Source organism: Bacillus sp. FSL E2-8900 (genome assembly GCF_037966225.1).
In the GTDB taxonomy this organism is placed as follows: Bacteria; Bacillota; Bacilli; order Bacillales; family Bacillaceae_G; genus Bacillus_A; species Bacillus_A cereus.
Genome location: NZ_CP150193.1, coordinates 1,901,065 through 1,921,468 on the forward strand (window position 1 = coordinate 1,901,065; position 20,404 = coordinate 1,921,468).

Consider the following 20,404-nt stretch of genomic DNA (forward strand, 5'->3'; position numbering starts at 1 on the left):
AATTCTTTACTATATAACTTGAGATGGATATTATTATATATAAAAGAAATATAGGGAGTGTTTACAGTGAATCCGTTATTATTCGATTTTCCTTCTGAATTTTATACTGACAGGCTTTTTATTCGAATGCCGAAACCAGGAGATGGTAAAGTTGTATATGATGCAATTCAGGCTTCAATAGAAGAACTAAAACCTTGGATGGTGTTTGCACAAAAAGAGCAAACAGAGCAAGAAGTAGAAGAAAGTATTAGAAAATCACATATTCAATTTTTGCAACGTGAGGATTTAAGATTACTAGTATTTTCGAAAGAAACAGGTGAATTTATTGCTTCAGCCGGATTACATCGTATTAATTGGGATATACCTCAATTTGAAATCGGATATTGGATTGATACAAGGTTTAGCGGAAAAGGCTATATGGTAGAGGCTGCGAAAGGTATAACGGATTACGCTTTTTCTGAATTGAAAGCAAACCGTGTAGAAATTCGTTGTGATTCTTTAAATAAGAAGAGTAGAGCGATACCTGAGAAATTAGGTTTTAAGTTAGAAGGTACGTTAGAAAGTGCGAGTGTTGCGGTAGATGGAAACGGATTAAGGGATATGTGTGTATTTGCCATGACTAGAAATACATATGAAAAAGAAGAGCTGTAAGAAAATAGCTCTTCTTTTTATGCATTATGGTACAGGATGTCCATTAGAGCTTTCGAAAATTGTAAACCATTGTTGACGGTCTAAGTTAACTTTTGTAGCAAGAGCGGCAGTTTTTACGCGATCTAATTTACCAGAGCCAACGATTGGCATCATATTAGCTGGATGAGCAAGTAACCAAGCATACATAACCGTATCGATATTAGAAACACCTAGCTCAGTAGCAACTTTTTGCACAGTTTCGCGTACACGTACAGCACGTTCTGATTGACCAGTAAAGATCTCACCACCAGCAAGAGGTGACCAAATCATTGGATTGATTCGTTTTTCTTGGCATAAGTCAATTGTTCCTTTTTCAAAATGCTCAAGCTGCAATGCAGAAACTTCAATTTGGTTCGTAATAAGTGGAAAATCTAAGTACGAATTTAACATATTAAATTGTGAAGGTAAGAAGTTAGATACACCGAAGTGACGAACTTTTCCTTCTTGTTTTAATTGTGAAAATGCCTTTGCCACTTCATTTGGATCCATAAAAGGATCGGGACGATGAATAAGTAATACGTCAATATAATCTGTATGTAAATTGTTAAGTGATGCTTCTACACTTTGCATAATATGCTCTGTACTAGTATTGTAGTGAGGAACATATCGTTCTGGAAATTTCGGTGATGGGGGAGCGATTCCACACTTTGTAATAATTTGCATGTTTTCTCGTAAGGAAGGCTTTAATTGTAAAGCTTCGCCAAATAACCCTTCACACGTATATGCGCCGTAAATATCAGCGTGATCAAAAGTAGTAATTCCCATATCCATACAATCTTCAATGAAAGAAAGTAATTCTTGTTTTGTCATATTCCATTCTGCTAAACGCCAAAATCCTTGAATAATACGAGAAAATTCTAGCGTTTCAGCCATTTGAACTCGCTCCATTATAAGTACCCCCTTGATGAATAATAATGTTTTGAAAAGGCTTTCTTACTACATATTATTATATAGTTAATTAGGTGTACAGACAATAAATATGTTTTGCTACAAAAATGATTTTCTCTATATGTTATAATGTAGAAACATATAGCTATAAGGAGATGTACGAAATGATTCCAGTAACAATATTAACTGGTTTTCTTGGATCGGGGAAAACGACATTATTAAATCGTATTTTATCAGAAAATCACGGTAAGAAATTAGCGGTGATTGTAAATGAAATAGGGCAAATTGGCATTGATAATCAGTTGATTATGAATGTGGAAGAAGAAATTATGGAAATGACAAATGGCTGTTTATGCTGTACTGTACGTGAAGACTTACTTGTTGCTTTAAAACAGTTATTGGACGTAAAAGCAGAAGGGAAAATGGATTTTGATGGTTTAGTAATTGAAACGACTGGCCTTGCAAATCCAGGCCCGATTATTCAAACATTCTTTTTAGATCCAGTCATCCAATCTGCTTACCAAATTAACGGTGTTGTAACGGTGGTAGATAGTTATCATATACATAAACATTTTGAAAAAGGATTAGAAGCAAAAGAGCAAATTGCGTTTGCTGATGTTGTTTTAGTAAATAAATTAGATTTAATTGAAGAGAATGAGAAAGAAAATCTCTTGCATGAAATTCAAGGAATTAACCCGACTGCAAAGTTAATTGAGGCGACTAACTGTGAGGTAGATATACCATCTTTATTACAAATCCAAACGTTTAAAACGAAAGATACGTTGCAAATTTACCCTCATAAAGAACATAACCACTTAGAAGGTGTGAAATCATTTGTATTACGTGAAGAACGTCCGCTGGATTTACAAAAGCTTAATGAGTGGATGTCAGCTGTCGTGCAAGAGCTAGGGGAATATTTATATCGTTACAAAGGAATTTTATCGATAGACGGAGTAGATAAACGTATCGTTTTCCAAGGCGTACATACGTTATTTGCTGCTTCGTACGATAGAGAGTGGCAAGAGGGCGAAGAGCGAGTAAGTGAAGTAGTTTTTATCGGAAGAGATATTAATAAAGAGTGGTTCCAAGAACATTTCGAGGAGTGTGTGAAATAAGTCTGCGTAAATTGTAGGCTTATTTTTTATGAGCATTCTATTAGATTGTAAAACAGAATTAAATAAGGGAAAGAAACTAAAAATTGATAACTGTATAATAAAAAGCCTGTTTTCACAGGCTTTTATTTTCGTCTATTAGTAACTCCATTACAACACCTACAACTGGACCTTCATCATCAATATCCCCATTTAAGCGGAAACCAAATGATTCATACAGTCCCATTGCAAGTTTGTTGTCTGGATGTAAACTTAAGTAAATTATTTTACATTCAAATTTTTCTTGTAAGAATTGAATGAGTAAGCGAAGGAAACGTTTTGCGTATCCTTTTCCTTGATATTGTTGGTCAATCATAAAGCGATCGAGCCATACACTTTTATGTTTTACTGAATACCATCCATACATTGCGTATCCTACAATTGTTTCGCCATCATATAAACCTACTGACGTTCCGTTTCCTTCATATAATGATTCTGCTAAAGAAAACGCGTTACTTTCAATAAATTGTTGCTGATCTTTTGCGACGTCTAAAGCAACTATTGAACGCCAATTTTTTGCTGTTACTTCACAAATGTGAAGATTCATAATTCCAACTCACCTTCTAAATTAATATAGCTTTCAAGCTAATATGGATAATTTTACTTGTTATTTTGGTCAAGTCAAGGATAAATACATAAAAAGGCAGCTGAATAACAGATTCAGCTGCCTAGAAAATATAATGGATTAGTTTGTTGCTTCTTTCAATGTATTTACGTTTTCTTCCATTAAAGTGAAGTAATCTTTATTATTTTTTGCATCATCTTCAGAAATAGTAGCTAAGTGATTTAAGCGTAAAACTTTTGTACCAGTTTCTTTTTGAATTACGGATGCTACTTTTGGAGTAGAGAACGTTTCGAATAAAATATATTTTAGATTATGTTCTTTTACTGTTTTTGTAATGTCAGCAAGCTGCTTTTGAGATGGTTCATCAGAAGCTGAAATTCCAGCGATAGGAATTTGTTTTAGGCCGTATCGTTGTTCCCAGTAACCATAGGCAGCATGAGAAACTAAAATTTCTTTCGTTTTTGCGTTCGCTACAGCTGCCTTAAATCCATCGTCTAAATCAGTAAATTTAGTTTGAAGTGCTGCAAAGTTTTTTTCGAATTCTTTTTTATGTTCAGGTTGTAATTCTACAAGTGCATTTTTAATTTTTTCTGCTTGTTTCATTGCTAGAGTAGGATCTAACCAAACATGTGGGTCTTTATCGTGATGATGTTCATCTTCTTTATGGCCATCTCCATGATCATGATGCTCTTCTTCAGTAGAAGCACGAAGCTCAATACCTTTAGATGCATTTACAATTTTAACATTTTCTTTTTGTAATGTTTTTTCCATTTTTTCAGCAAATGGTTCTAATTCAGCGCCGTTATAAACAAATAAATCGGCTTTTGCAACTTGTACTGTTTGTTTTTGACTTGGTTCAAATGTATGTGAATCTGCACCAGGTGGGTAAATTGCTTCAACATTTACATAGTCGCCACCAATTTTCTTTGCGAAATCAGCAAGTGGGAAAATCGTTGTATAAACTGTTAGCTTTCCATCTTTCTTGGCATTACTTTCTTTTTTATTTGAGCAGCCAGCGAAAATTAAGGTAAAAATAAGTAAGAATGAAAATATAGTCAATCTTTTAGGCATGAAGTTCTCCTCTTTTCTTTTTTACGGATATATTTTCCCCAATTATAGAAGAAAAATATCATTTTAATACAAAACGGAATAATTACGTTTTAGTTTGCGAACTTAGTATAATACATCTTTAATAAAGTTGCAATAAATAATAATCATTCCGATTTGTTTTTGTTATAAAGTTGTCAAATATAGGTGTATTATTTTGCAAATGCATGCATATGTGACAACGCTGTTTTCATATATTGAAAAGGAGGTAAAGAGGGGGATGAGCGCTTGGGTTACTTAATGGAAGCTATTTTATTAATATTAGCGGTAGTATTGCCATTATCTTTCGTATTAATTTTTTTAAGAAGATTAATAAGTAATTTAGGGGACGCTACAACAATAACGAAATTACAAGAGAGAAATGAGAAAAAAGAGTGAGTAAAGCACTATGCGTACGCATAGTGTTTTACTTGTGGTAAAATAAGAGCAGGAAACTCCTAAAGGTTGTATTTTACTGAAGGAGAGAAAAGTAAAATAAGAGGTATATGTATATATGAATAAGCGAACAGCGTTAATACTTGGTGCAAGTGGTTTAGTTGGACAAGAGATAACGCGTCTATTACTTGAATCAGATTACTACGATTCGGTTACTATTTTTGTAAGAGAGCCAATGCAATTGCAACATGAGAAGTTACAGCAGAAACAAGTTGATTTTTCGGTATTAGAGGAATATAAAGAGTTCTTTGCTGTGGATGATGTTTTTAGTTGCTTAGGAACAACAATAAAAAAAGCAAAAACAAAAGCAAATTTTAAAAAAGTAGATTATGAATATACGTTACGAGCTGCTTGTTTAGCTGAAAAACAAGGGGTACAAAATTTCCTTGTCGTGTCTTCTATGGGAGCGAATCCTAAATCATTTTTCTTTTATTCACAAGTGAAAGGGAAAATGGAAGAAGAATTGCAAAAGTTAGTGATCGGTGGTATTCACATTTTTAGACCATCATTATTAGTAGGAAATCGACAAGAATTTCGTTTCGGCGAACAAATGGCTGAAAAGTTATCTCGTATTATTCCTTTTATCTTTAAAGGGGCTTTCAAAAAGTATAAACCAATTTCAGCTAAAGATGTGGCGAAAGGGATGTATATAACCGCGCTGCGAGAAGAATCGGGTATCCATACTTATAATTCAAATGAAATTACAACGATAGAATAAATAAAACCGAGAAGAATGACTTCTCGGTTTTATTTATTCGTATGAATTTTCCCTGGCGCTCGCTTGTATTGATATGGTTCTTGCAATTCAAAGCCAAGTTCATTGGCCGCTATTCTCGGGAAGTACGGATTGCGAAGTAACTCACGTCCGATGAAAATTAAATCAGCTTCGTTATTGTTTAAAATTTGCTTTGCTTGTACTCCGGTCGTAATTAATCCAACTGCACCAGTTGCAATGTTAGCATGCTCTTTAATATGTTTAGCATATTGTACTTGATACCCAGGATAAACATCGATGCTTGCAGGGACAACAGCTCCAGAGCTACAATCGATTAAATCTACTCCTTGTTCTTTCATCCATTTTGTATACTGAACATAATCTTGAACTGTTAACCCTTCAGGATGATAATCATTTGCTGAAATACGGACAAATAACGGTCCGTTCCAAACTTCATTTATCGAGTCAATGATTTCGCGTAAGAAACGATAGCAGTTTTCAGGTGAGCCGCCGTATTTATCCGTCCGTTTATTAGTAAGTGGTGATAGGAATTCATTGATAAGGTAACCGTGAGCGCCATGTATTTCAATAACATCAAATCCAGCTTGTTTTGATCGTACTGCAGCTTGCTGAAAAGCTAATACAGTATTTTTAATTTGGTGTTTGCTCATTTCTATTGGCATTTTCATTGTTTCATTAAATGGAATGGCTGAAGGAGCTAACGCATCTGTTTCTAATTCTGCTTTTCTTCCGGCGTGAGCGAGTTGAATGGCAGCTTTTGCGCCGTTATCATGTATAAAAGTAGTCGTTTTATGTAAGCCTTCAATTAGGTTGTCATCCCAAATACCTAAGTCTTTGTTAGAAATTCGTCCTTCAGCTAACACCGCAGTTGCTTCAACCATAACTAAACCTACTTGGCCAGCAGCGCGAGTTCCATAATGAATGAGATGAAAATTCGTAACGCTGCCATCCTCATTCCCCGAGGAATACATACACATAGGCGACATAACGATACGATTTTTTAGTGTAACGTTCTTAATTGTATAAGGTGAAAAAAGCTTGGAATTCATCAAATAGCCTCCTTGATTGAATTTTCTTATATTTTACCATTCTCTTTTTTGTTTCTCTAATAAAACGCTTATACGAAAAATTTTGTATATTCGTGTTACAATGACTAATATGAACTGAATTGGAGGATGGCATATGTACCAGGCTTATTATGAAAGCGAATTAGGTTTGCTTGAAATTACAGCGAATCAAGAAGGAATTACGTCTGTTATATTTGTTGATGAACGACAAGAAGAAAATAAAAATGAAATGATAGAACAATGTATAAATGAGTTAGATGAATATTTTAAAGGGAAAAGAAAAGAGTTTACGGTCCCGCTGTCTGCGGAGGGAACAGCATTTCAAAAAAATGTATGGGATGCACTTTATACTATTCCATACGGCGTAAGTGCTTCATATTTAGATATTGCAGAGAAAGTTGGAAATATAAAAGCTGTACGGGCAATAGGAGGGGCAAATAGTCGGAATCCAATTTCAATAATTGTTCCATGTCACCGTGTAATAGGAAAGAGTGGAAAGCTTGTTGGATATGCTGGTGGTTTATGGAGGAAAGAGTGGTTATTAAAACACGAAGGTATTTTGAAATGACGTATGGATGGGAAGAGGGATTGTTTTGAAATGTATAAATTGTGGGCAACCTTGCGAGGAGGAACAGTTAAATTGTGCAAGTTGTCAGCGAAACTTGGATAATGAACAAGAGGAAGGTAGCTCGTTAATAGATAAAGAACTGGAAGTATATGTAGGGAGACAATATCCGTATTACAAAAGGAAATGGGATCTTGAGAATAAGCGGATTGCTAGGTGGAGCTGGAATGGTTGGGCTGCTATTTTCAATATAGGCTGGCTAGGATATCGTAAGTATTATGTACCAGCTGCTTTATTTATGTTGTTATTAGTAGCGTGTGATGCATTTTCGTATTATATGGGATTTAATGTAGCGTTGCCAATCATTAATATGGTGCCTCTTACGTTTTTATTACTCATTTTTATTCTGTTTGGAATGGGGATTTTTGCAAATGGATTATACTATCAATTTGCGGAAAGACGTATATACCGAATAAAAGCAAGAGAAATAAAAGATAAATCAGTTGAAAACTATCTAATCAATGATAGCGGCGGAACGAGCAAAATGGGAGCGACAATTGTTACTATTTTAGCAGTTGCTAGCATATTTTTTAGTCATTTCTTTTTTCCGACTGATCGAGACGTTATTCAAAAGGTTCGTACAAGCTCGCTTTATGAATATCCTTTCTTTTCAATAGGTGAATCTTTCGAAAATTATTTTCAAAATTCAGGTTGGATATATTATCGTGGAACGGAAGGGTTAGAATTAGTAGAATTCCAAGGATATAACACCGGAACGCCAAGACAAAAGGTGAAGATTCAATTTGTTGTCGATTATAAATTAGGTGAAGTGGAACCATACTCACTTATGGTTAATGGTGAATCTAAAACTGAAGAAGAGTTTTTGAAGCTGATGGAAGAAATATTTAAAGTTCAAAATCCATTTGATATAGAGGATGGATTACAAGTAAATGCTATTCAAGAAAGCGGCTGGAAAGAAATTTCCGATCGCTTTTTTCTATGTTTGTTAAAATAAATATTTAAAATAATCAGAATCTTTTGTATAATGAAATATATTATATAGGATTTAACTTATACATATAGATTGGGGGAAGGAAGAATGAAGAGAAAGACAACAACAATTGCTGCACTTGCGTTAACGACAAGTGTATTGGTTGCAGGATGTGGGAATGGTGAGAAGGCTTCGACAACGAAGAAAGAATCGAATAAGGGAATGGCCGATAAACAAGTTTTAAATTTGCTAGAAACAGCTGAAATTCCTTCAATGGATACATCTAAATCAACGGATTCTGTATCTTTCCGTGTATTTGTAAATGCAATGGAAGGTTTATATCGTCTAGATAAAGATAATAAACCAACACCAGGTATGGCAAAAGATGTGAAGATTAGTGAAGATAAAAAGACATATACATTTGAATTACGTGATGCGAAATGGTCAAATGGTGATCCAGTTCGAGCACAAGATTTTGTATATGCATGGCAACGTACATTAGATAAAGCATTAGCGGCAGAATATGCATTCATTTTATTTGATGTGAAAAATGCACAGAAAGTAAATAAAGGTGAATTACCAGCAGATCAATTGGGTGTTAAAGCGAAGGATGATAAAACGTTGGTAGTAGAATTAGAGCAACCAGCACCTTATTTTCTTGAGCTTACGTCGTTCCCTACATTTTTCCCATTAAATGAAAAATATGTGAAAGAGCAAGGAGATAAATACGGATTAGAAGCAGATAAATTAGTATATAATGGACCATTTACAATGAGTCAATGGAAACATGAACAAAATTATCAGTTGAAGAAAAATCCTAATTATTGGGATAAAGATACTGTAAAATTAGACGAAATTAATGTAAGTATTGTGAAGGAAACAAGCACGGGAGTAAATTTATATGATAGTGATCAAGCAGATCGAGTTATTTTAACTTCTGAATTTGTTGATAAATATAAAAAGAATAAGCCAGATGAATTTAAAACGAAGTTAGATCCACGCATATATTTCTTACGTTTTAACCAAAAAAATGCAACATTTAAAAACCAAAAAGTACGTGAAGCGATTGATTTAGCATACGATAAAAAAGGAATTGCTGATGTCATTTTAAATGACGGTTCATTGCCAGCATATTTCTTAGTACCTGAAAAATTCACGACAGGTCCGGATGGAAAAGATTTCCGCTCTGTAAATAAAAACTTCCGTGATAGTAAAGATAATGCAGAGAAAGCAAAAAAATTATGGGAAGAAGCGAAGAAAGAGCTTGGTCAAGATACAATTACGGTTGAATTACTAAACGATGATAACGGTAGCCGGAAAAAAGTAGGCGACTTTATTAAGGAAGAACTAGAGAAAAACTTGCCTGGTATTAAAGTAAATTTGAAACAGCAACCATACAAGCAGAAGCTAGATTTAGAAAAGAAATTCCAATACGAATTCTCATTATCTGCATGGAGCCCTGATTATCCGGATCCAATGACTTATATTGATATGTTTGTTACTGGAAGCTCATTTAATGAAATGGATTATTCTAATCCGAAGTATGATGATTTAGTAGCGAAATCAAAAGGAGAGCTATTAAAAGATGATAAAGCACGCTGGAATGCACTTGCGGAAGCTGAAAAAATCTTAATTGGTCAAGACGCAGCAATTTCTCCTACGTACCAACAAAGTACAGCTTATTTAGAGAAGCCGTTTGTAAAAGGCATTGCTAACCATACGTTTGGCGGGGACTTCAGTTATAAATGGGCATATATTACAAAAAAATAGTATAATGAAAGGTGAGTGAATTTTCGCTCATCTTTTATTTGTATAAGGAGGAATTATAGTTGTTAAGGGGAATCAATCATATTTGTTTTTCGGTATCTAATTTAGAAAACTCTATTATGTTTTATGAAAAAGTATTAGAAGGAGAATTATTAGTTAAAGGAAGAAAATTGGCTTATTTTAACATATGTGGAGTATGGATAGCGCTTAATGAAGAGACGCATATTTCGAGAAATGAGATTCATCAATCTTATACGCACATTGCATTTTCTGTTGAACAAGAAGACTTTAAATGTCTAATACAGCGATTAGAAGAAAATGATGTTCATATTTTACAAGGAAGAGAACGTGATGTAAGAGATTGCGAATCTATATACTTTGTTGATCCTGACGGTCATAAATTTGAGTTTCACTCAGGGACACTCCAAGACCGTTTAAATTATTATAGAGATGAGAAACCTCATATGACATTTTATTAGGGAGGGATAGCATTTGCATGCACTTGTAATTGGTGGAACAGGAATGCTAAAGAAAGTTTCTATGTGGTTTTGTGAGAAAGGATTTTATGTTTCTATTATCGGGCGAGATGAAGTGAAATTAGAAAATGTTAAGCGAATGAGTTCTGCACCAGAAAATATTACATGCCTTTCGTTAGATTATCATAATGATGAAGATGTAAAGCTAGCTATTAAAAGTACAATTGAGAAAAATGGCCCAATCACATTAGTTGTTGCATGGGTACACACAAGTGCAAAGCATGTACTATCAAATATTTGTAAAGAACTAGATTTGTCGTTTAAAACATATAGTTTATTTCATATTTTAGGTAGTAAAGCATCACGTATGCCTGCACAAAAAATAGGGAGTACGCGATGTATTTATCATAGAATTATTTTAGGTTTTATTTTAGAAGATACATATGGAAGATGGCTTACTCATGAAGAGATAGCTGATGGAGTTATAAAAGGGATTTGAAAGTAAACGAGCGGAGTGGATTGTAGGGAGAGTTGAACCGTGGGAATTACGACCAACATGGTGAGGGGGAGTAAGAAATGAAAACAACTATATATGTAACAAGGCATGGTGAAACAGAGTGGAATGTAGCGAAGCGAATGCAGGGACGGAAAAATTCTGCTTTAACTGAAAATGGTATAGTTCAGGCGAAACAATTAGGGAATCGAATGAAAGATTTACCAATCCATGCGATCTATAGTAGTCCGAGCGAAAGAACACTTCATACGGCAGAGTTAATAAAGGGGGAACGTGATATACCCATTATAGCGGATGAGCATTTCTATGAAATCAACATGGGTATATGGGAAGGACAAACAATCGCGGATATAGAAAACCAATTTCCAGAAGAAGTGCATCTGTTTTGGAATGAGCCACATCTTTTTCAGTCAACATCAGGCGAAAATTTTGAGGCCGTTTATGAAAGAGTAATTGAAGGGATGCAGCTTCTTTTAGAGAAGCATAAAGGACAAAACATATTGATTGTTTCTCATGCGGCAGCAGCAAAATTACTTGTAGGGCATTTCGCGGGAATTGAAATAGAAAATGTGTGGGATGATCCATTTATGCATAGTGCCAGTTTGAGCATAATAGAATTTGAAGAGGGTATTGGTAAAGTGAAACAATTTGCAGATATAAGTCACTTTCAATAAATGTAAAAAAGGCCGCAAAACGGCCTTTTTTGGGTGGTATAAAAACTAGCAGTTACGTTTTTTATACCAGAAGTGATCGAATTTCTTATTTTTGCAAGATGGGAATTTATGTCCGCCTTTGCAATCATTCCATTTGTGTCCGCTATCGTGACAGTCTTTACCATGATCACATGAATCATCGCAAGAGTGACCGTGTCTGTTAGGGAAGAATTCGCATTTTTTACAGAAACTTCGTTTTGTCCAGAAAAATTTCTTTTCAAAGCGTATGCATTTTGTAATGAATGTACAATGTTTTCTGCGAGTACGTTTTGTAACTAATACGCATTCTTTTCTACGCGTTACTTTCGTAACGAACGTCCATTTTTGAACACGTACACGTGTACATTTCGTAACAAATGTCCATTTTTTTACGTGCGTACATTTTGTAACGAACGTACAATGTTTCACGCGAGTACATCTTGTTCTTGGACATTTACCCCCAGTTGTACATTTACATCCAGTTGTACAATGATGATGAGTGAATTTATCATCATCGCATTCAAAAGTACTTGGATCTTGGTGTAAGAAATCCTCCATCCCAGCACTTTTGATTTCTTCAACAGCTTTTCTAATATCACGTTTCATAGAAATCCTCCTTATCATGTATTAAAGTGAAAAGGTATTCTTTTTCCTTAACATGATATGTATGTAGGCATCTTTCTGAACAGGACAAGAGTGTAATTTTATATAAATAGATGATTGCGGATGTATGGACAAGACAAGGCGCATACATTGAATGAAGAGAACTGAGAAGGGATGAGAAAACATGCTGCCTTCATATGATTTTTTTGTTCATCCAATGTACTTAGTGGAATTGAAAAAGGACATTTGGTCAGATAGTCCAGTGCCAGCAAAATTAACTTATGGAAAAAAGAAGTATGATATTGATATCGTATACCGAGGAGCTCATATTCGCGAATTTGAGAAAAAGTCTTATCATGTTATGTTTTATAAGCCTAAAAAATTTCAAGGTGCGAAAGAGTTTCATTTGAATTCGGAGTTTATGGATCCGTCTCTCATACGAAATAAATTATCTTTAGATTTTTTTCATGATATTGGTGTACTTTCGCCAAAATCACAACATGTATTTATAAAAATTAATGGTCAAATTCAAGGTGTGTATTTACAGTTAGAATCGGTTGATGAAAATTTTTTGAAAAATAGAGGATTACCGAGTGGTTCTATTTATTATGCGATAGATGATGATGCGAATTTTTCATTAATGAGTGAACGAGATAAAGATGTTAAGACAGAGCTCTTTGCGGGTTATGAATTTAAATATTCGAATAAAAATAGTGAAGAACAACTGAGTGAATTTGTATTTCAAGCGAATACTTTGACGAGGGAAGCCTATGAAAAAGAAATTGGGAAGTTTCTACATGTAGATAAATATTTACGATGGTTAGCAGGAGTTATTTTTACGCAAAACTTTGATGGTTTCGTTCATAACTATGCACTATATCATAACGATGAAACAAATTTATTTGAAGTTATACCGTGGGATTATGATGCGACTTGGGGGCGAGATGTACAAGGGAGACCACTTAATCATGAATATATTCGCATTCAAGGGTATAATACGTTAAGTGCAAGATTGCTAGACATACCTGTATTTAGAAAGCAGTATCGAAGTATTTTGGAAGAAATATTAGAAAATCAATTCACAGTTTCGTTTATGAGGCCGAAAGTAGAAGGGTTGTGTGAATTGATTCGCCCATATTTACTACAAGATCCATACATGAAAGAAAAATTAGAAACATTTGATCAAGAGGCTGATATGATTTATGAATATATAAATAAAAGAAGAAAGTATATACAAGACCACTTACATGAATTAGATTAATTTTGAAAGAGATTGAAACGTTATCAATCTCTTTTTTTTGTATAATAAAGATGTATCAATAAAAATGAAGTAATATATTTGATAGAGAATGGGGATGCGGATATATGACGATTAAATGGATTGATTGGGTAAAACAAATACAATCTATAGCTCAAGCGGGTTTAACGTATTCTAAGGATGTGTATGATATTGAGCGTTTCCAGCAATTACGAGATATTTCTATTTCAATGATGTCACATTACACGAAAACAGATTGGGAAGTCGTAGAGAAATTATTTGCACGTGAGACAGGCTATCAAACACCTAAAGTTGATATAAGAGCGGTTGTTTTTCAAAATGAAAAGTTATTATTTGTGAAAGAAAAAAGCGATGGGAAATGGGCATTGCCAGGTGGATGGGCTGATGTCGGTTATACGCCAACCGAAGTTGCAGCAAAAGAGGTTTTCGAAGAGACTGGTTATGAGGTAGATCATTTTAAGTTACTAGCTATATTTGATAAAGAAAAACATCAACCCTCTCCATCGGCGACGCATGTATATAAGATTTTCATTGGATGCGAGATTATTGGTGGAGAAAAGAAAACTAGTATTGAAACAGAAGAGGTGGAGTTTTTTTGTGAAAATGAATTGCCTAATTTATCAATTGCTAGAAATACAGAAGACCAAATTAAAGAGATGTTTGCCTACATGAAGGACCCGCAGAAAGAGAAATTAATAGATTAATCCTGCTTGAATTGTACATATTGTTAAAATGAAGATATTGGCAGATTGCAGCCTTTATGTAATAATGGGATGGTATGTGAAGAAAAAAGGAGATAAAAAAGAACATGTTAGCAAACATAATAGATCAGTTATTGCAATTTTTTGCAAGCTTAGGTTACTTTGGAGTAGCTCTTGCTTTAATGATTGAAGTAATCCCGAGTGAAATTGTACTTTCGTATGCTGGCTTTTTAGTAGCGAATGGTAAAATTAGTTTTGTGGGTGCAGTTATCGCCGGAACGATTGGTGGTACTTTAGCGCAAATCTTTTTATACTGGCTTGGATACTACGGAGGGCGTCCGGTTGTAGAGAAATATGGGAAATATCTACTTATTAATAAACATCATTTAGACATAGCGGAAGGTTGGTTTAAGCGTTATGGAGCAGGCGTAATATTTTCTGCGCGCTTTATCCCAGTAGTACGTCATGCGATCTCTATTCCAGCAGGGCTAGCTAAGATGCCATTAAAACTATTTACACTTTATACGGTTGTAGCGATCATTCCATGGTCAATTCTATTTATATACTTAGGTGAAAAACTTGGTGGGAATTGGCGACAAATTAAAGAGTATGCATCTGATTACACACATTACATAATTATAGGAGCTGTTCTTTTTATTGCTCTATACTTTGGTTTAAAGTATTTCAAAAAGAAAAAAGCAGCGCGTTAAAGTCAATGATTTTTCATTGGCTTTTTTTGTTTGTTTCGGTTCTAAAGAAAAGGAGTTGTCCATAATGTGTAATAATAAAGCGTAGCGGAGGAATGTGATGAAAGGGTCACCGTTTATACGTGGAACGATATTTTTAACGATGGCAACGATGATATCAAAAATGTTAGGGTTTATATATGTTATACCATTTACAGCGATGGTCGGTACGAGTGGTTACGTTCTATACACATATGCATATCGTCCTTATACCATCATGCTCAGTATAGCAACAATGGGATTACCGCTAGCTGTTTCAAAGATGGTATCAAAATATGATCAACTGAATGATTATCATACGGTTAAGAGAGTGTTGAAAAGTGGAATCGTGTTTATGTTTATAATGGGAGTCATTTCGTGTTTTACGTTATATATGCTAGCTCCGCATTTAGCTAAACTTGTCATCGATGGGAATGATCAAACGGGGAATAGTGTAGGAGCGGTTACTACTAATATTCGAATTGTAAGTTTTGCGTTAATACTTGTGCCAGTAATGAGTTTATTAAGGGGCTTCTTTCAAGGATTCCAATCGATGGGGCCTTCTGCATTAAGTGTAGTTGTAGAGCAATTTTTTCGGGTTTTAACCATTTTAATAGGAAGCTTTGTCGTTTTATATGTTTTAAAAGCTTCTGTTTCGCTAGCAGTTGGTATTTCAACGTTCGGTGCATTTATGGGAGCTGTAGGTGGATTAACTGTTTTAAGTGCGTATTATATAAGAAGGAGAAGGCACTTAAAGAAAAAAGAGATGGAAAGTATACCACAAACAACGAAATCTTTTTTCTCATTGTATAAGGAGCTCTTTACATATTCTATTCCTTTTGTTGTGGTGGGCTTAGCAATTCCGTTGTATCAGACGATTGATACATTTACAATTAATAAACTACTTATACAAATAGGGTATATGCAAGGAGAAGCGGAAAAAATTAATGCGATAATTGGTCTTGTTCAAATGGTTGTGCTTATCCCGGTATCCGTTGCGACAGCTTTTAGTATGTCTCTCGTACCAGAGATGACGAAAGCTTACACAGCAGGAAATACGAAGCTATTGTACAAACATTTTACGAGAACAAATGTATTAGTAGTAGCAATTACGGTACCGGCGGCAATTGGAATGATGGTGTTAGCCAAACCTGTATATACTCTTTTATTCGGTGCTGGAAATGATCCAGAGATGGGGAGAATCATTTTACAGTATTATGCTCCTGCTTGCATACTATTTTCTCTTTTTACAGTAACGGCTGCTATGCTACAAGGAATCAATCAACAGCAGAAGACGGTGCTAGGACTAGTGATTGGAATTATTGTGAAGATAGTTTTAAATATTGTATTGCTTCCGTATTTCGATTATGTAAGTTTTATCATTTCAACATACGCGGGCTATACGATTTCAGTCGGGTTTAACTTGTGGATGCTTTCTAAATATGTTATAAAGGCAACATAAGCTTTTAAGGCAGAGAGCACTCTGTCTTTTTCTATGTTTATCCCGCTTTAACGGGCAGTGAGACCCTCACCTCAAAATTCAGCGAAAAAAAGAAGTTTGGTTGGGGGCGGATAACCCGTAAAAGCCCGATTTGTAAGGGCTAATAATTGGTGAGGATGAAGCCCCCCACTGATTAAAGTTTCACTTTATAATATTTTTCTTATAAAAACGTTTTCAAAATAATTTTTCTATTGAAATTTAAACGTATGTTTCATATGCTGAGAATGGCGGTTTAAAAACTGTGATTTAAGAGAGGTAGATTCCTACATGTAAAAAGAATCGGGGTGATAGTATGTTAAATATATATTTAACAGACCGAAACGGAAAACTACAAGAGATTGAGGAAATGCAAAAGGGGTGCTGGATTAATGTACTTCATCCAACAGAAGAAGAAATTCAATATCTAGTACAAACTTTAAATGTAGACTTAGATTTCATTAAAGACCCTTTGGATGATGAAGAACGCTCTCGTATTGAAAAGGAAGACAATAATACTTTAATTATCGTGGATATTCCGACAGTTAGACATGATGAAGAAGGAAATTCGATTTATGACACGATTCCAATAGGTATGATTGTGATGCCGGATTGTTTTGTTACAATCTGCTTAGAAGAGAATCCAATTTTTGAACGTTTTATTAATCAACGTATTAAAGAATTTTATACGTTTAAGAAGACGCGCTTTGCACTTCAGCTCTTATATACGATTTCTACTTATTATTTAAGATACTTAAAGCAAATAAATCGAAAAACAATTGATTTAGAGCATCAATTAAATCAGTCAATGAAAAATAAAGAGATTTTCACATTGTTAGGCCTTGAGAAAAGTTTAGTATACTTTACAACGTCATTAAAGGCTAATAAAATTGTAATTCAAAAGTTAATGCGTAATAGTACATTTTTAAAAATGTATGAAGACGATCAAGATTTATTAGAAGATGTATTAATTGAAAATAAACAGGCTATTGAAATGGCGGAAATATATAGTCACATTTTAAGTGGAATGATGAATACTTTTAGCTCCGTTATATCAAATAATTTAAATAGTGTTATGAAACTGTTAACGTCAATTACGATCATTTTATCTTTACCGACGATGGTTTCTAGTTTCTTTGGAATGAACGTAAAGGTTCCGTTTGAAGGGGAAGCCCACGGTTTTGTAATTGTACTCATCATATGTGTAACACTATCTTTCACGTTAGCTTTTGTTTTTTGGAAGAAACGTTACTTTTAACGATAAGAAAGCTGCTCTAGCATAGTTATATAACTACGCTAGAGCAGCTTTTTTGCTATGAAATCTCAAATTTTGAATAGAATATAACTTGTACAATGTAATGTATATAAAGGGTATGTATGCCATATAAACCTTGTTCAATTAATGAAATGGGGTTAAAATTACATATTGTTAATGAAAAGTTGGAGGAAATACATCATGGAATTGTTTCAATTACCGAAAGCATTCCTGCAAATGAATACAATTTTTATCTCCATATTGATCGAAGCACTTCCTTTCGTGCTCATTGGTGTATTTATTTCAGGATTCATTCAAATGTTCGTGACAGAAGATATGGTGGCAAAATGGATGCCGAAGAACCGATTTCTGTCTGTTTTATTAGCTACTTTTTTAGGTATGTTGTTTCCAGGTTGTGAATGTGGAATTGTTCCGATTGTAAGACGATTAATTGGAAAAGGCGTTCCACCATACGCAGGGATTGCATTTATGTTAACTGGACCTATTATTAATCCAGTTGTATTATTTGCTACTTATGTTGCCTTTGGGAGTAGTATGCACATGGTATGGTATCGTTCTATTGTAGCGATTATCGTAGCCATTATCGTTGGAATTATATTATCCTTTATGTTTAAAGAACATCAATTAAGAGATGATCACTTCCCAGAAGTGAATAATAAGCGTCCACTGCGTAAAAAAATGTGGGATGTATGTACACACGCTGTTGAGGAATTCTTCTCAATGGGAAAATATTTAGTACTAGGTGCGTTAATTGCAGCAGCGGTACAAACGTTTGTACAAACTTCAACACTTCTTGCTATTGGACAAGGTCCGTTTTCTTCATCAGCTGTTATGATGGGACTTGCTTATATATTATCACTTTGTTCAGAGGCAGATGCATTTATCGCTTCTTCGTTCCAAAGTACGTTTTCAACAGCTTCACTTGTCGCGTTCCTCGTTTACGGACCGATGGTGGATATTAAAAATATGTTTATGATGCTTGCGACATTTAAAACTAAATTTGTAATTGTTGTTATAGTTACAGTTACTCTTGTTGTTTATGCAAGCTCACTACTCATTTATGCGATGGGGTGGTAGGTTATGTTTCGAGCATATATATTATTAGGTTTTACAATATTAATTGCGCAGCTTCATATTTCCGGTAACATTACGAAGTATATCAATATGAAGTATGCCTATTTATCAACAACAGCAGCAATTATTTTAGGTTTCTTAACGATTATACAAATTATCGTCGTTTTCCAAAAAGAGCACCAAAAGGAAAAAGAGAAAAATGATTGCAGTTGTGACCATAGCCATTGCGGGCATGATCATTCAAAAGATGAGAATACATGGTGGAAAAAAGCATTTTCGTACTCCTTGTTTTGTTTTCCAATTATCTCAGGGTTATTTTTCCCAATTGCGACGTTAGATTCGGATATTGTTAAAGCGAAAGGATTTCACTTTCCTGTTGCACAAGCAGAAAGTAAGGATCCATTTATGACAAGACAATTTCTAAGACCTGATACGAGCATTTATTACGGGAAAGAAGGATACCGTGGTGTAATGGAAAAAGGGAAGAAAGAGTTTGTTACGAAAGACAATATTAATTTGAAAGATGAAGACTTCCTAAAGGGTATGGAAACAATTTATAATTATCCTGGCGAGTTTACTGGGAAAAAATTATCTTTTAAAGGGTTTGTTTTTAGGGATGATTCTTCTAAAAAAGAACAATACTTCTTATTCCGTTTCGGTATTATACATTGCGTAGCAGATTCTGGTGTGTATGGTATGTTAGTGAAAAAGCCAGAAGGCGTAGAGTGGAATAATGATGACTGGATTCAAGTAGAAGGAGAGATAACTACTGAGTTTTATCAGCCGTTTCATGCGAATATTCCTGTATTAGAAGTAACAAAATGGAATAAAGTTGAACAGCCGAAAGAACAATATGTATTTAGAGGAGCCGATTGATAAAATCGGTTCTTTTTTGTGGACTAAAAGTTCTGAATGTTGTTAATATTAAACGTGTAGTTCATTTAGTATAGTGATTATTGAAATATTAGGGATAAATCATTAAAGGGGTGATAACAATGACAGAAGTAAAGGGGAAAACAGCCAATGAGTCAAGGGTGTTCAAAACGAGCCGAGTATTCCCAACAGATTTAAATGATCATAACACGCTATTTGGTGGGAAGATATTAGCGGAGATGGATATGGTTGCTTCTATTTCAGCATCCAGACATTCGAGAAAGGAATGTGTCACAGCATCTATGGACTGGGTCGATTTCTTACATCCTGTTCGTTCTTCAGATTGTGTTAGTTATGAATCTTTCGTAATTTGGACGGGAAGAACTTCGATGGAAGTGTTTGTGAAGGTAGTAGCTGAAGATTTAATTTCAGGTGAGAAGCGTATAGCGGCAACGTCATTCGTTACTTTTGTGGCACTTAGTAAGGAAAATAATCCAGTTCCAGTACCGCGTGTTATCCCTGAAACAGAAGAAGAGAAAGAATTACATCGTATTGCTGTGTTACGTGCAGAACAGCGTCATATACGTAAGGCAGAGAGTAAGAAAGTAGCCACATTGTTAACCTTTTGAGATGAATATTTAGCCATTTAAGTTACTATAGCAGTCGGAAATGGTTTTAAAATGAAAAGCGGACACCTAAAAATAGGTGTCCGCTTTTATAGTTTTTTCATCCACATATCATATGACAGTAGC

The 20,404-nt window shown here is 34.6% G+C and carries 22 protein-coding genes and 1 pseudogene; 18 read left to right on the forward strand and 5 right to left on the reverse strand.

Translation table 11 applies throughout. The annotated features are described in order from the left end of the window. The first annotated feature begins 66 nt into the window (after window positions 1-66). Window positions 67-651 carry a GNAT family N-acetyltransferase gene (locus NST90_RS09835; RefSeq protein ID WP_001068736.1) on the forward strand — a complete coding sequence of 195 codons (585 nt, stop codon included), beginning with the start codon at window positions 67-69 and terminating at the stop codon, window positions 649-651. A gap of 24 nt (window positions 652-675) precedes the next feature. Here the strand turns inward: NST90_RS09835 and NST90_RS09840 are convergent, their stop codons facing one another. Beyond that, window positions 676-1,578 (reverse strand): aldo/keto reductase, encoded by a 903-nt coding sequence (locus NST90_RS09840; RefSeq protein ID WP_016122350.1) that lies wholly within the window; start codon window positions 1,576-1,578, stop codon window positions 676-678. A 164-nt stretch (window positions 1,579-1,742) separates the two neighbouring features. Here NST90_RS09840 and NST90_RS09845 point away from each other — a divergent pair, with 164 nt between their 5' ends. Next, entirely contained in the window at window positions 1,743-2,693 is a 951-nt protein-coding gene (locus NST90_RS09845; RefSeq protein ID WP_000613422.1) for a GTP-binding protein, read from the forward strand. Between the two features lie 112 nt (window positions 2,694-2,805). Here the strand turns inward: NST90_RS09845 and NST90_RS09850 are convergent, their stop codons facing one another. Together NST90_RS09850 and NST90_RS09855 are read right to left on the reverse strand one after the other, a co-directional pair. After that, window positions 2,806-3,276, reverse strand: coding sequence for a GNAT family N-acetyltransferase (locus NST90_RS09850; protein ID WP_283748205.1), 471 nt, complete (start codon window positions 3,274-3,276; stop codon window positions 2,806-2,808). Window positions 3,277-3,414: 138 nt separating this feature from the next. Continuing rightward, window positions 3,415-4,365 carry a metal ABC transporter substrate-binding protein gene (locus tag NST90_RS09855; protein WP_001126148.1) on the reverse strand — a complete coding sequence of 317 codons (951 nt, stop codon included), beginning with the start codon at window positions 4,363-4,365 and terminating at the stop codon, window positions 3,415-3,417. A gap of 264 nt (window positions 4,366-4,629) precedes the next feature. On the opposite strand from NST90_RS09855, the gene NST90_RS09860 reads away from it, so the two are divergent. Beyond that, window positions 4,630-4,779, forward strand: coding sequence for a hypothetical protein (locus NST90_RS09860; RefSeq protein ID WP_000540933.1), 150 nt, complete (start codon window positions 4,630-4,632; stop codon window positions 4,777-4,779). A 115-nt stretch (window positions 4,780-4,894) separates the two neighbouring features. Further along, complete coding sequence (locus NST90_RS09865; RefSeq protein ID WP_001042735.1) at window positions 4,895-5,554, forward strand: oxidoreductase; 660 nt, start codon at window positions 4,895-4,897, stop codon at window positions 5,552-5,554. A gap of 29 nt (window positions 5,555-5,583) precedes the next feature. Here the strand turns inward: NST90_RS09865 and namA are convergent, their stop codons facing one another. Next, complete coding sequence (namA, locus tag NST90_RS09870; RefSeq protein WP_283748204.1) at window positions 5,584-6,621, reverse strand: NADPH dehydrogenase NamA; 1,038 nt, start codon at window positions 6,619-6,621, stop codon at window positions 5,584-5,586. Between the two features lie 133 nt (window positions 6,622-6,754). On the opposite strand from namA, the gene NST90_RS09875 reads away from it, so the two are divergent. The 6 genes and pseudogenes from NST90_RS09875 to NST90_RS09900 all read left to right on the forward strand — a co-directional run bounded on the left by NST90_RS09875 (window position 6,755) and on the right by NST90_RS09900 (window position 11,626). Further along, on the forward strand, window positions 6,755-7,207 hold the full coding sequence (locus NST90_RS09875) for a methylated-DNA--[protein]-cysteine S-methyltransferase (protein WP_000283907.1): 453 nt from the start codon (window positions 6,755-6,757) through the stop codon (window positions 7,205-7,207). Window positions 7,208-7,232: 25 nt separating this feature from the next. After that, window positions 7,233-8,219 (forward strand): DUF2628 domain-containing protein, encoded by a 987-nt coding sequence (locus tag NST90_RS09880; protein WP_016122353.1) that lies wholly within the window; start codon window positions 7,233-7,235, stop codon window positions 8,217-8,219. Between the two features lie 84 nt (window positions 8,220-8,303). After that, window positions 8,304-9,965, forward strand: a complete 1,662-nt coding sequence (locus tag NST90_RS09885; RefSeq protein ID WP_000824278.1) for a peptide ABC transporter substrate-binding protein — start codon at window positions 8,304-8,306, stop codon at window positions 9,963-9,965. 59 nt (window positions 9,966-10,024) lie between these two features. Then, a complete protein-coding gene (fosB, locus tag NST90_RS09890; protein WP_000943774.1) occupies window positions 10,025-10,441 on the forward strand; it encodes a FosBx1 family fosfomycin resistance bacillithiol transferase in 417 nt (138 codons plus the stop codon). Between the two features lie 13 nt (window positions 10,442-10,454). Continuing rightward, a pseudogene (locus tag NST90_RS09895) lies at window positions 10,455-11,001 on the forward strand (short-chain dehydrogenase). Between the two features lie 13 nt (window positions 11,002-11,014). After that, the gene (locus NST90_RS09900; protein WP_000858832.1) at window positions 11,015-11,626 is read left to right on the forward strand and encodes a phosphoserine phosphatase 1; all 612 of its coding nucleotides are present in this window, start codon (window positions 11,015-11,017) and stop codon (window positions 11,624-11,626) included. Window positions 11,627-11,671: 45 nt separating this feature from the next. Here the strand turns inward: NST90_RS09900 and exsB are convergent, their stop codons facing one another. Further along, complete coding sequence (gene exsB / locus NST90_RS09905; protein ID WP_000817498.1) at window positions 11,672-12,250, reverse strand: exosporium protein ExsB; 579 nt, start codon at window positions 12,248-12,250, stop codon at window positions 11,672-11,674. A 181-nt stretch (window positions 12,251-12,431) separates the two neighbouring features. Here exsB and cotH point away from each other — a divergent pair, with 181 nt between their 5' ends. From cotH to NST90_RS09945, 8 genes are all read left to right on the forward strand, one after another. Next, the gene (gene cotH, locus NST90_RS09910; protein ID WP_000938001.1) at window positions 12,432-13,508 is read left to right on the forward strand and encodes a spore coat protein CotH; all 1,077 of its coding nucleotides are present in this window, start codon (window positions 12,432-12,434) and stop codon (window positions 13,506-13,508) included. Between the two features lie 104 nt (window positions 13,509-13,612). Next, on the forward strand, window positions 13,613-14,230 hold the full coding sequence (locus NST90_RS09915) for an NUDIX hydrolase (protein ID WP_000153582.1): 618 nt from the start codon (window positions 13,613-13,615) through the stop codon (window positions 14,228-14,230). A gap of 104 nt (window positions 14,231-14,334) precedes the next feature. Continuing rightward, on the forward strand, window positions 14,335-14,937 hold the full coding sequence (locus tag NST90_RS09920; protein ID WP_000880691.1) for a DedA family protein: 603 nt from the start codon (window positions 14,335-14,337) through the stop codon (window positions 14,935-14,937). 97 nt (window positions 14,938-15,034) lie between these two features. Beyond that, window positions 15,035-16,414: a polysaccharide biosynthesis protein gene (locus tag NST90_RS09925; RefSeq protein ID WP_000678845.1), complete on the forward strand. Its 1,380-nt coding sequence runs from the start codon at window positions 15,035-15,037 to the stop codon at window positions 16,412-16,414. A gap of 331 nt (window positions 16,415-16,745) precedes the next feature. Beyond that, a complete protein-coding gene (locus NST90_RS09930) occupies window positions 16,746-17,687 on the forward strand; it encodes a magnesium transporter CorA family protein (RefSeq protein WP_000932389.1) in 942 nt (313 codons plus the stop codon). Between the two features lie 198 nt (window positions 17,688-17,885). Next, entirely contained in the window at window positions 17,886-18,782 is an 897-nt protein-coding gene (locus tag NST90_RS09935; protein ID WP_000418716.1) for a permease, read from the forward strand. Window positions 18,783-18,785: 3 nt separating this feature from the next. Further along, entirely contained in the window at window positions 18,786-19,655 is an 870-nt protein-coding gene (locus NST90_RS09940; RefSeq protein ID WP_000488043.1) for a TIGR03943 family protein, read from the forward strand. A gap of 119 nt (window positions 19,656-19,774) precedes the next feature. Continuing rightward, a complete protein-coding gene (locus tag NST90_RS09945; protein ID WP_000141164.1) occupies window positions 19,775-20,281 on the forward strand; it encodes an acyl-CoA thioesterase in 507 nt (168 codons plus the stop codon). The last annotated feature ends 123 nt before the right edge of the window (window positions 20,282-20,404 follow it).

Coding starts and splice junctions, on each gene's coding strand:
- NST90_RS09840 (WP_016122350.1), bottom strand. CDS start 1,578: ATGGAGCGAGTTCAAATGGCTGAAACGCTAGAATTTTCTCGTATTATT.
- NST90_RS09845 (WP_000613422.1), top strand. CDS start 1,743: ATGATTCCAGTAACAATATTAACTGGTTTTCTTGGATCGGGGAAAACG.
- NST90_RS09850 (WP_283748205.1), bottom strand. CDS start 3,276: ATGAATCTTCACATTTGTGAAGTAACAGCAAAAAATTGGCGTTCAATA.
- NST90_RS09855 (WP_001126148.1), bottom strand. CDS start 4,365: ATGCCTAAAAGATTGACTATATTTTCATTCTTACTTATTTTTACCTTA.
- NST90_RS09865 (WP_001042735.1), top strand. CDS start 4,895: ATGAATAAGCGAACAGCGTTAATACTTGGTGCAAGTGGTTTAGTTGGA.
- namA (WP_283748204.1), bottom strand. CDS start 6,621: ATGAATTCCAAGCTTTTTTCACCTTATACAATTAAGAACGTTACACTA.
- NST90_RS09875 (WP_000283907.1), top strand. CDS start 6,755: ATGTACCAGGCTTATTATGAAAGCGAATTAGGTTTGCTTGAAATTACA.
- NST90_RS09885 (WP_000824278.1), top strand. CDS start 8,304: ATGAAGAGAAAGACAACAACAATTGCTGCACTTGCGTTAACGACAAGT.
- NST90_RS09900 (WP_000858832.1), top strand. CDS start 11,015: ATGAAAACAACTATATATGTAACAAGGCATGGTGAAACAGAGTGGAAT.
- exsB (WP_000817498.1), bottom strand. CDS start 12,250: ATGAAACGTGATATTAGAAAAGCTGTTGAAGAAATCAAAAGTGCTGGG.
- cotH (WP_000938001.1), top strand. CDS start 12,432: ATGCTGCCTTCATATGATTTTTTTGTTCATCCAATGTACTTAGTGGAA.
- NST90_RS09915 (WP_000153582.1), top strand. CDS start 13,613: ATGACGATTAAATGGATTGATTGGGTAAAACAAATACAATCTATAGCT.
- NST90_RS09920 (WP_000880691.1), top strand. CDS start 14,335: ATGTTAGCAAACATAATAGATCAGTTATTGCAATTTTTTGCAAGCTTA.
- NST90_RS09925 (WP_000678845.1), top strand. CDS start 15,035: ATGAAAGGGTCACCGTTTATACGTGGAACGATATTTTTAACGATGGCA.
- NST90_RS09930 (WP_000932389.1), top strand. CDS start 16,746: ATGTTAAATATATATTTAACAGACCGAAACGGAAAACTACAAGAGATT.
- NST90_RS09935 (WP_000418716.1), top strand. CDS start 17,886: ATGGAATTGTTTCAATTACCGAAAGCATTCCTGCAAATGAATACAATT.
- NST90_RS09940 (WP_000488043.1), top strand. CDS start 18,786: ATGTTTCGAGCATATATATTATTAGGTTTTACAATATTAATTGCGCAG.
- NST90_RS09945 (WP_000141164.1), top strand. CDS start 19,775: ATGACAGAAGTAAAGGGGAAAACAGCCAATGAGTCAAGGGTGTTCAAA.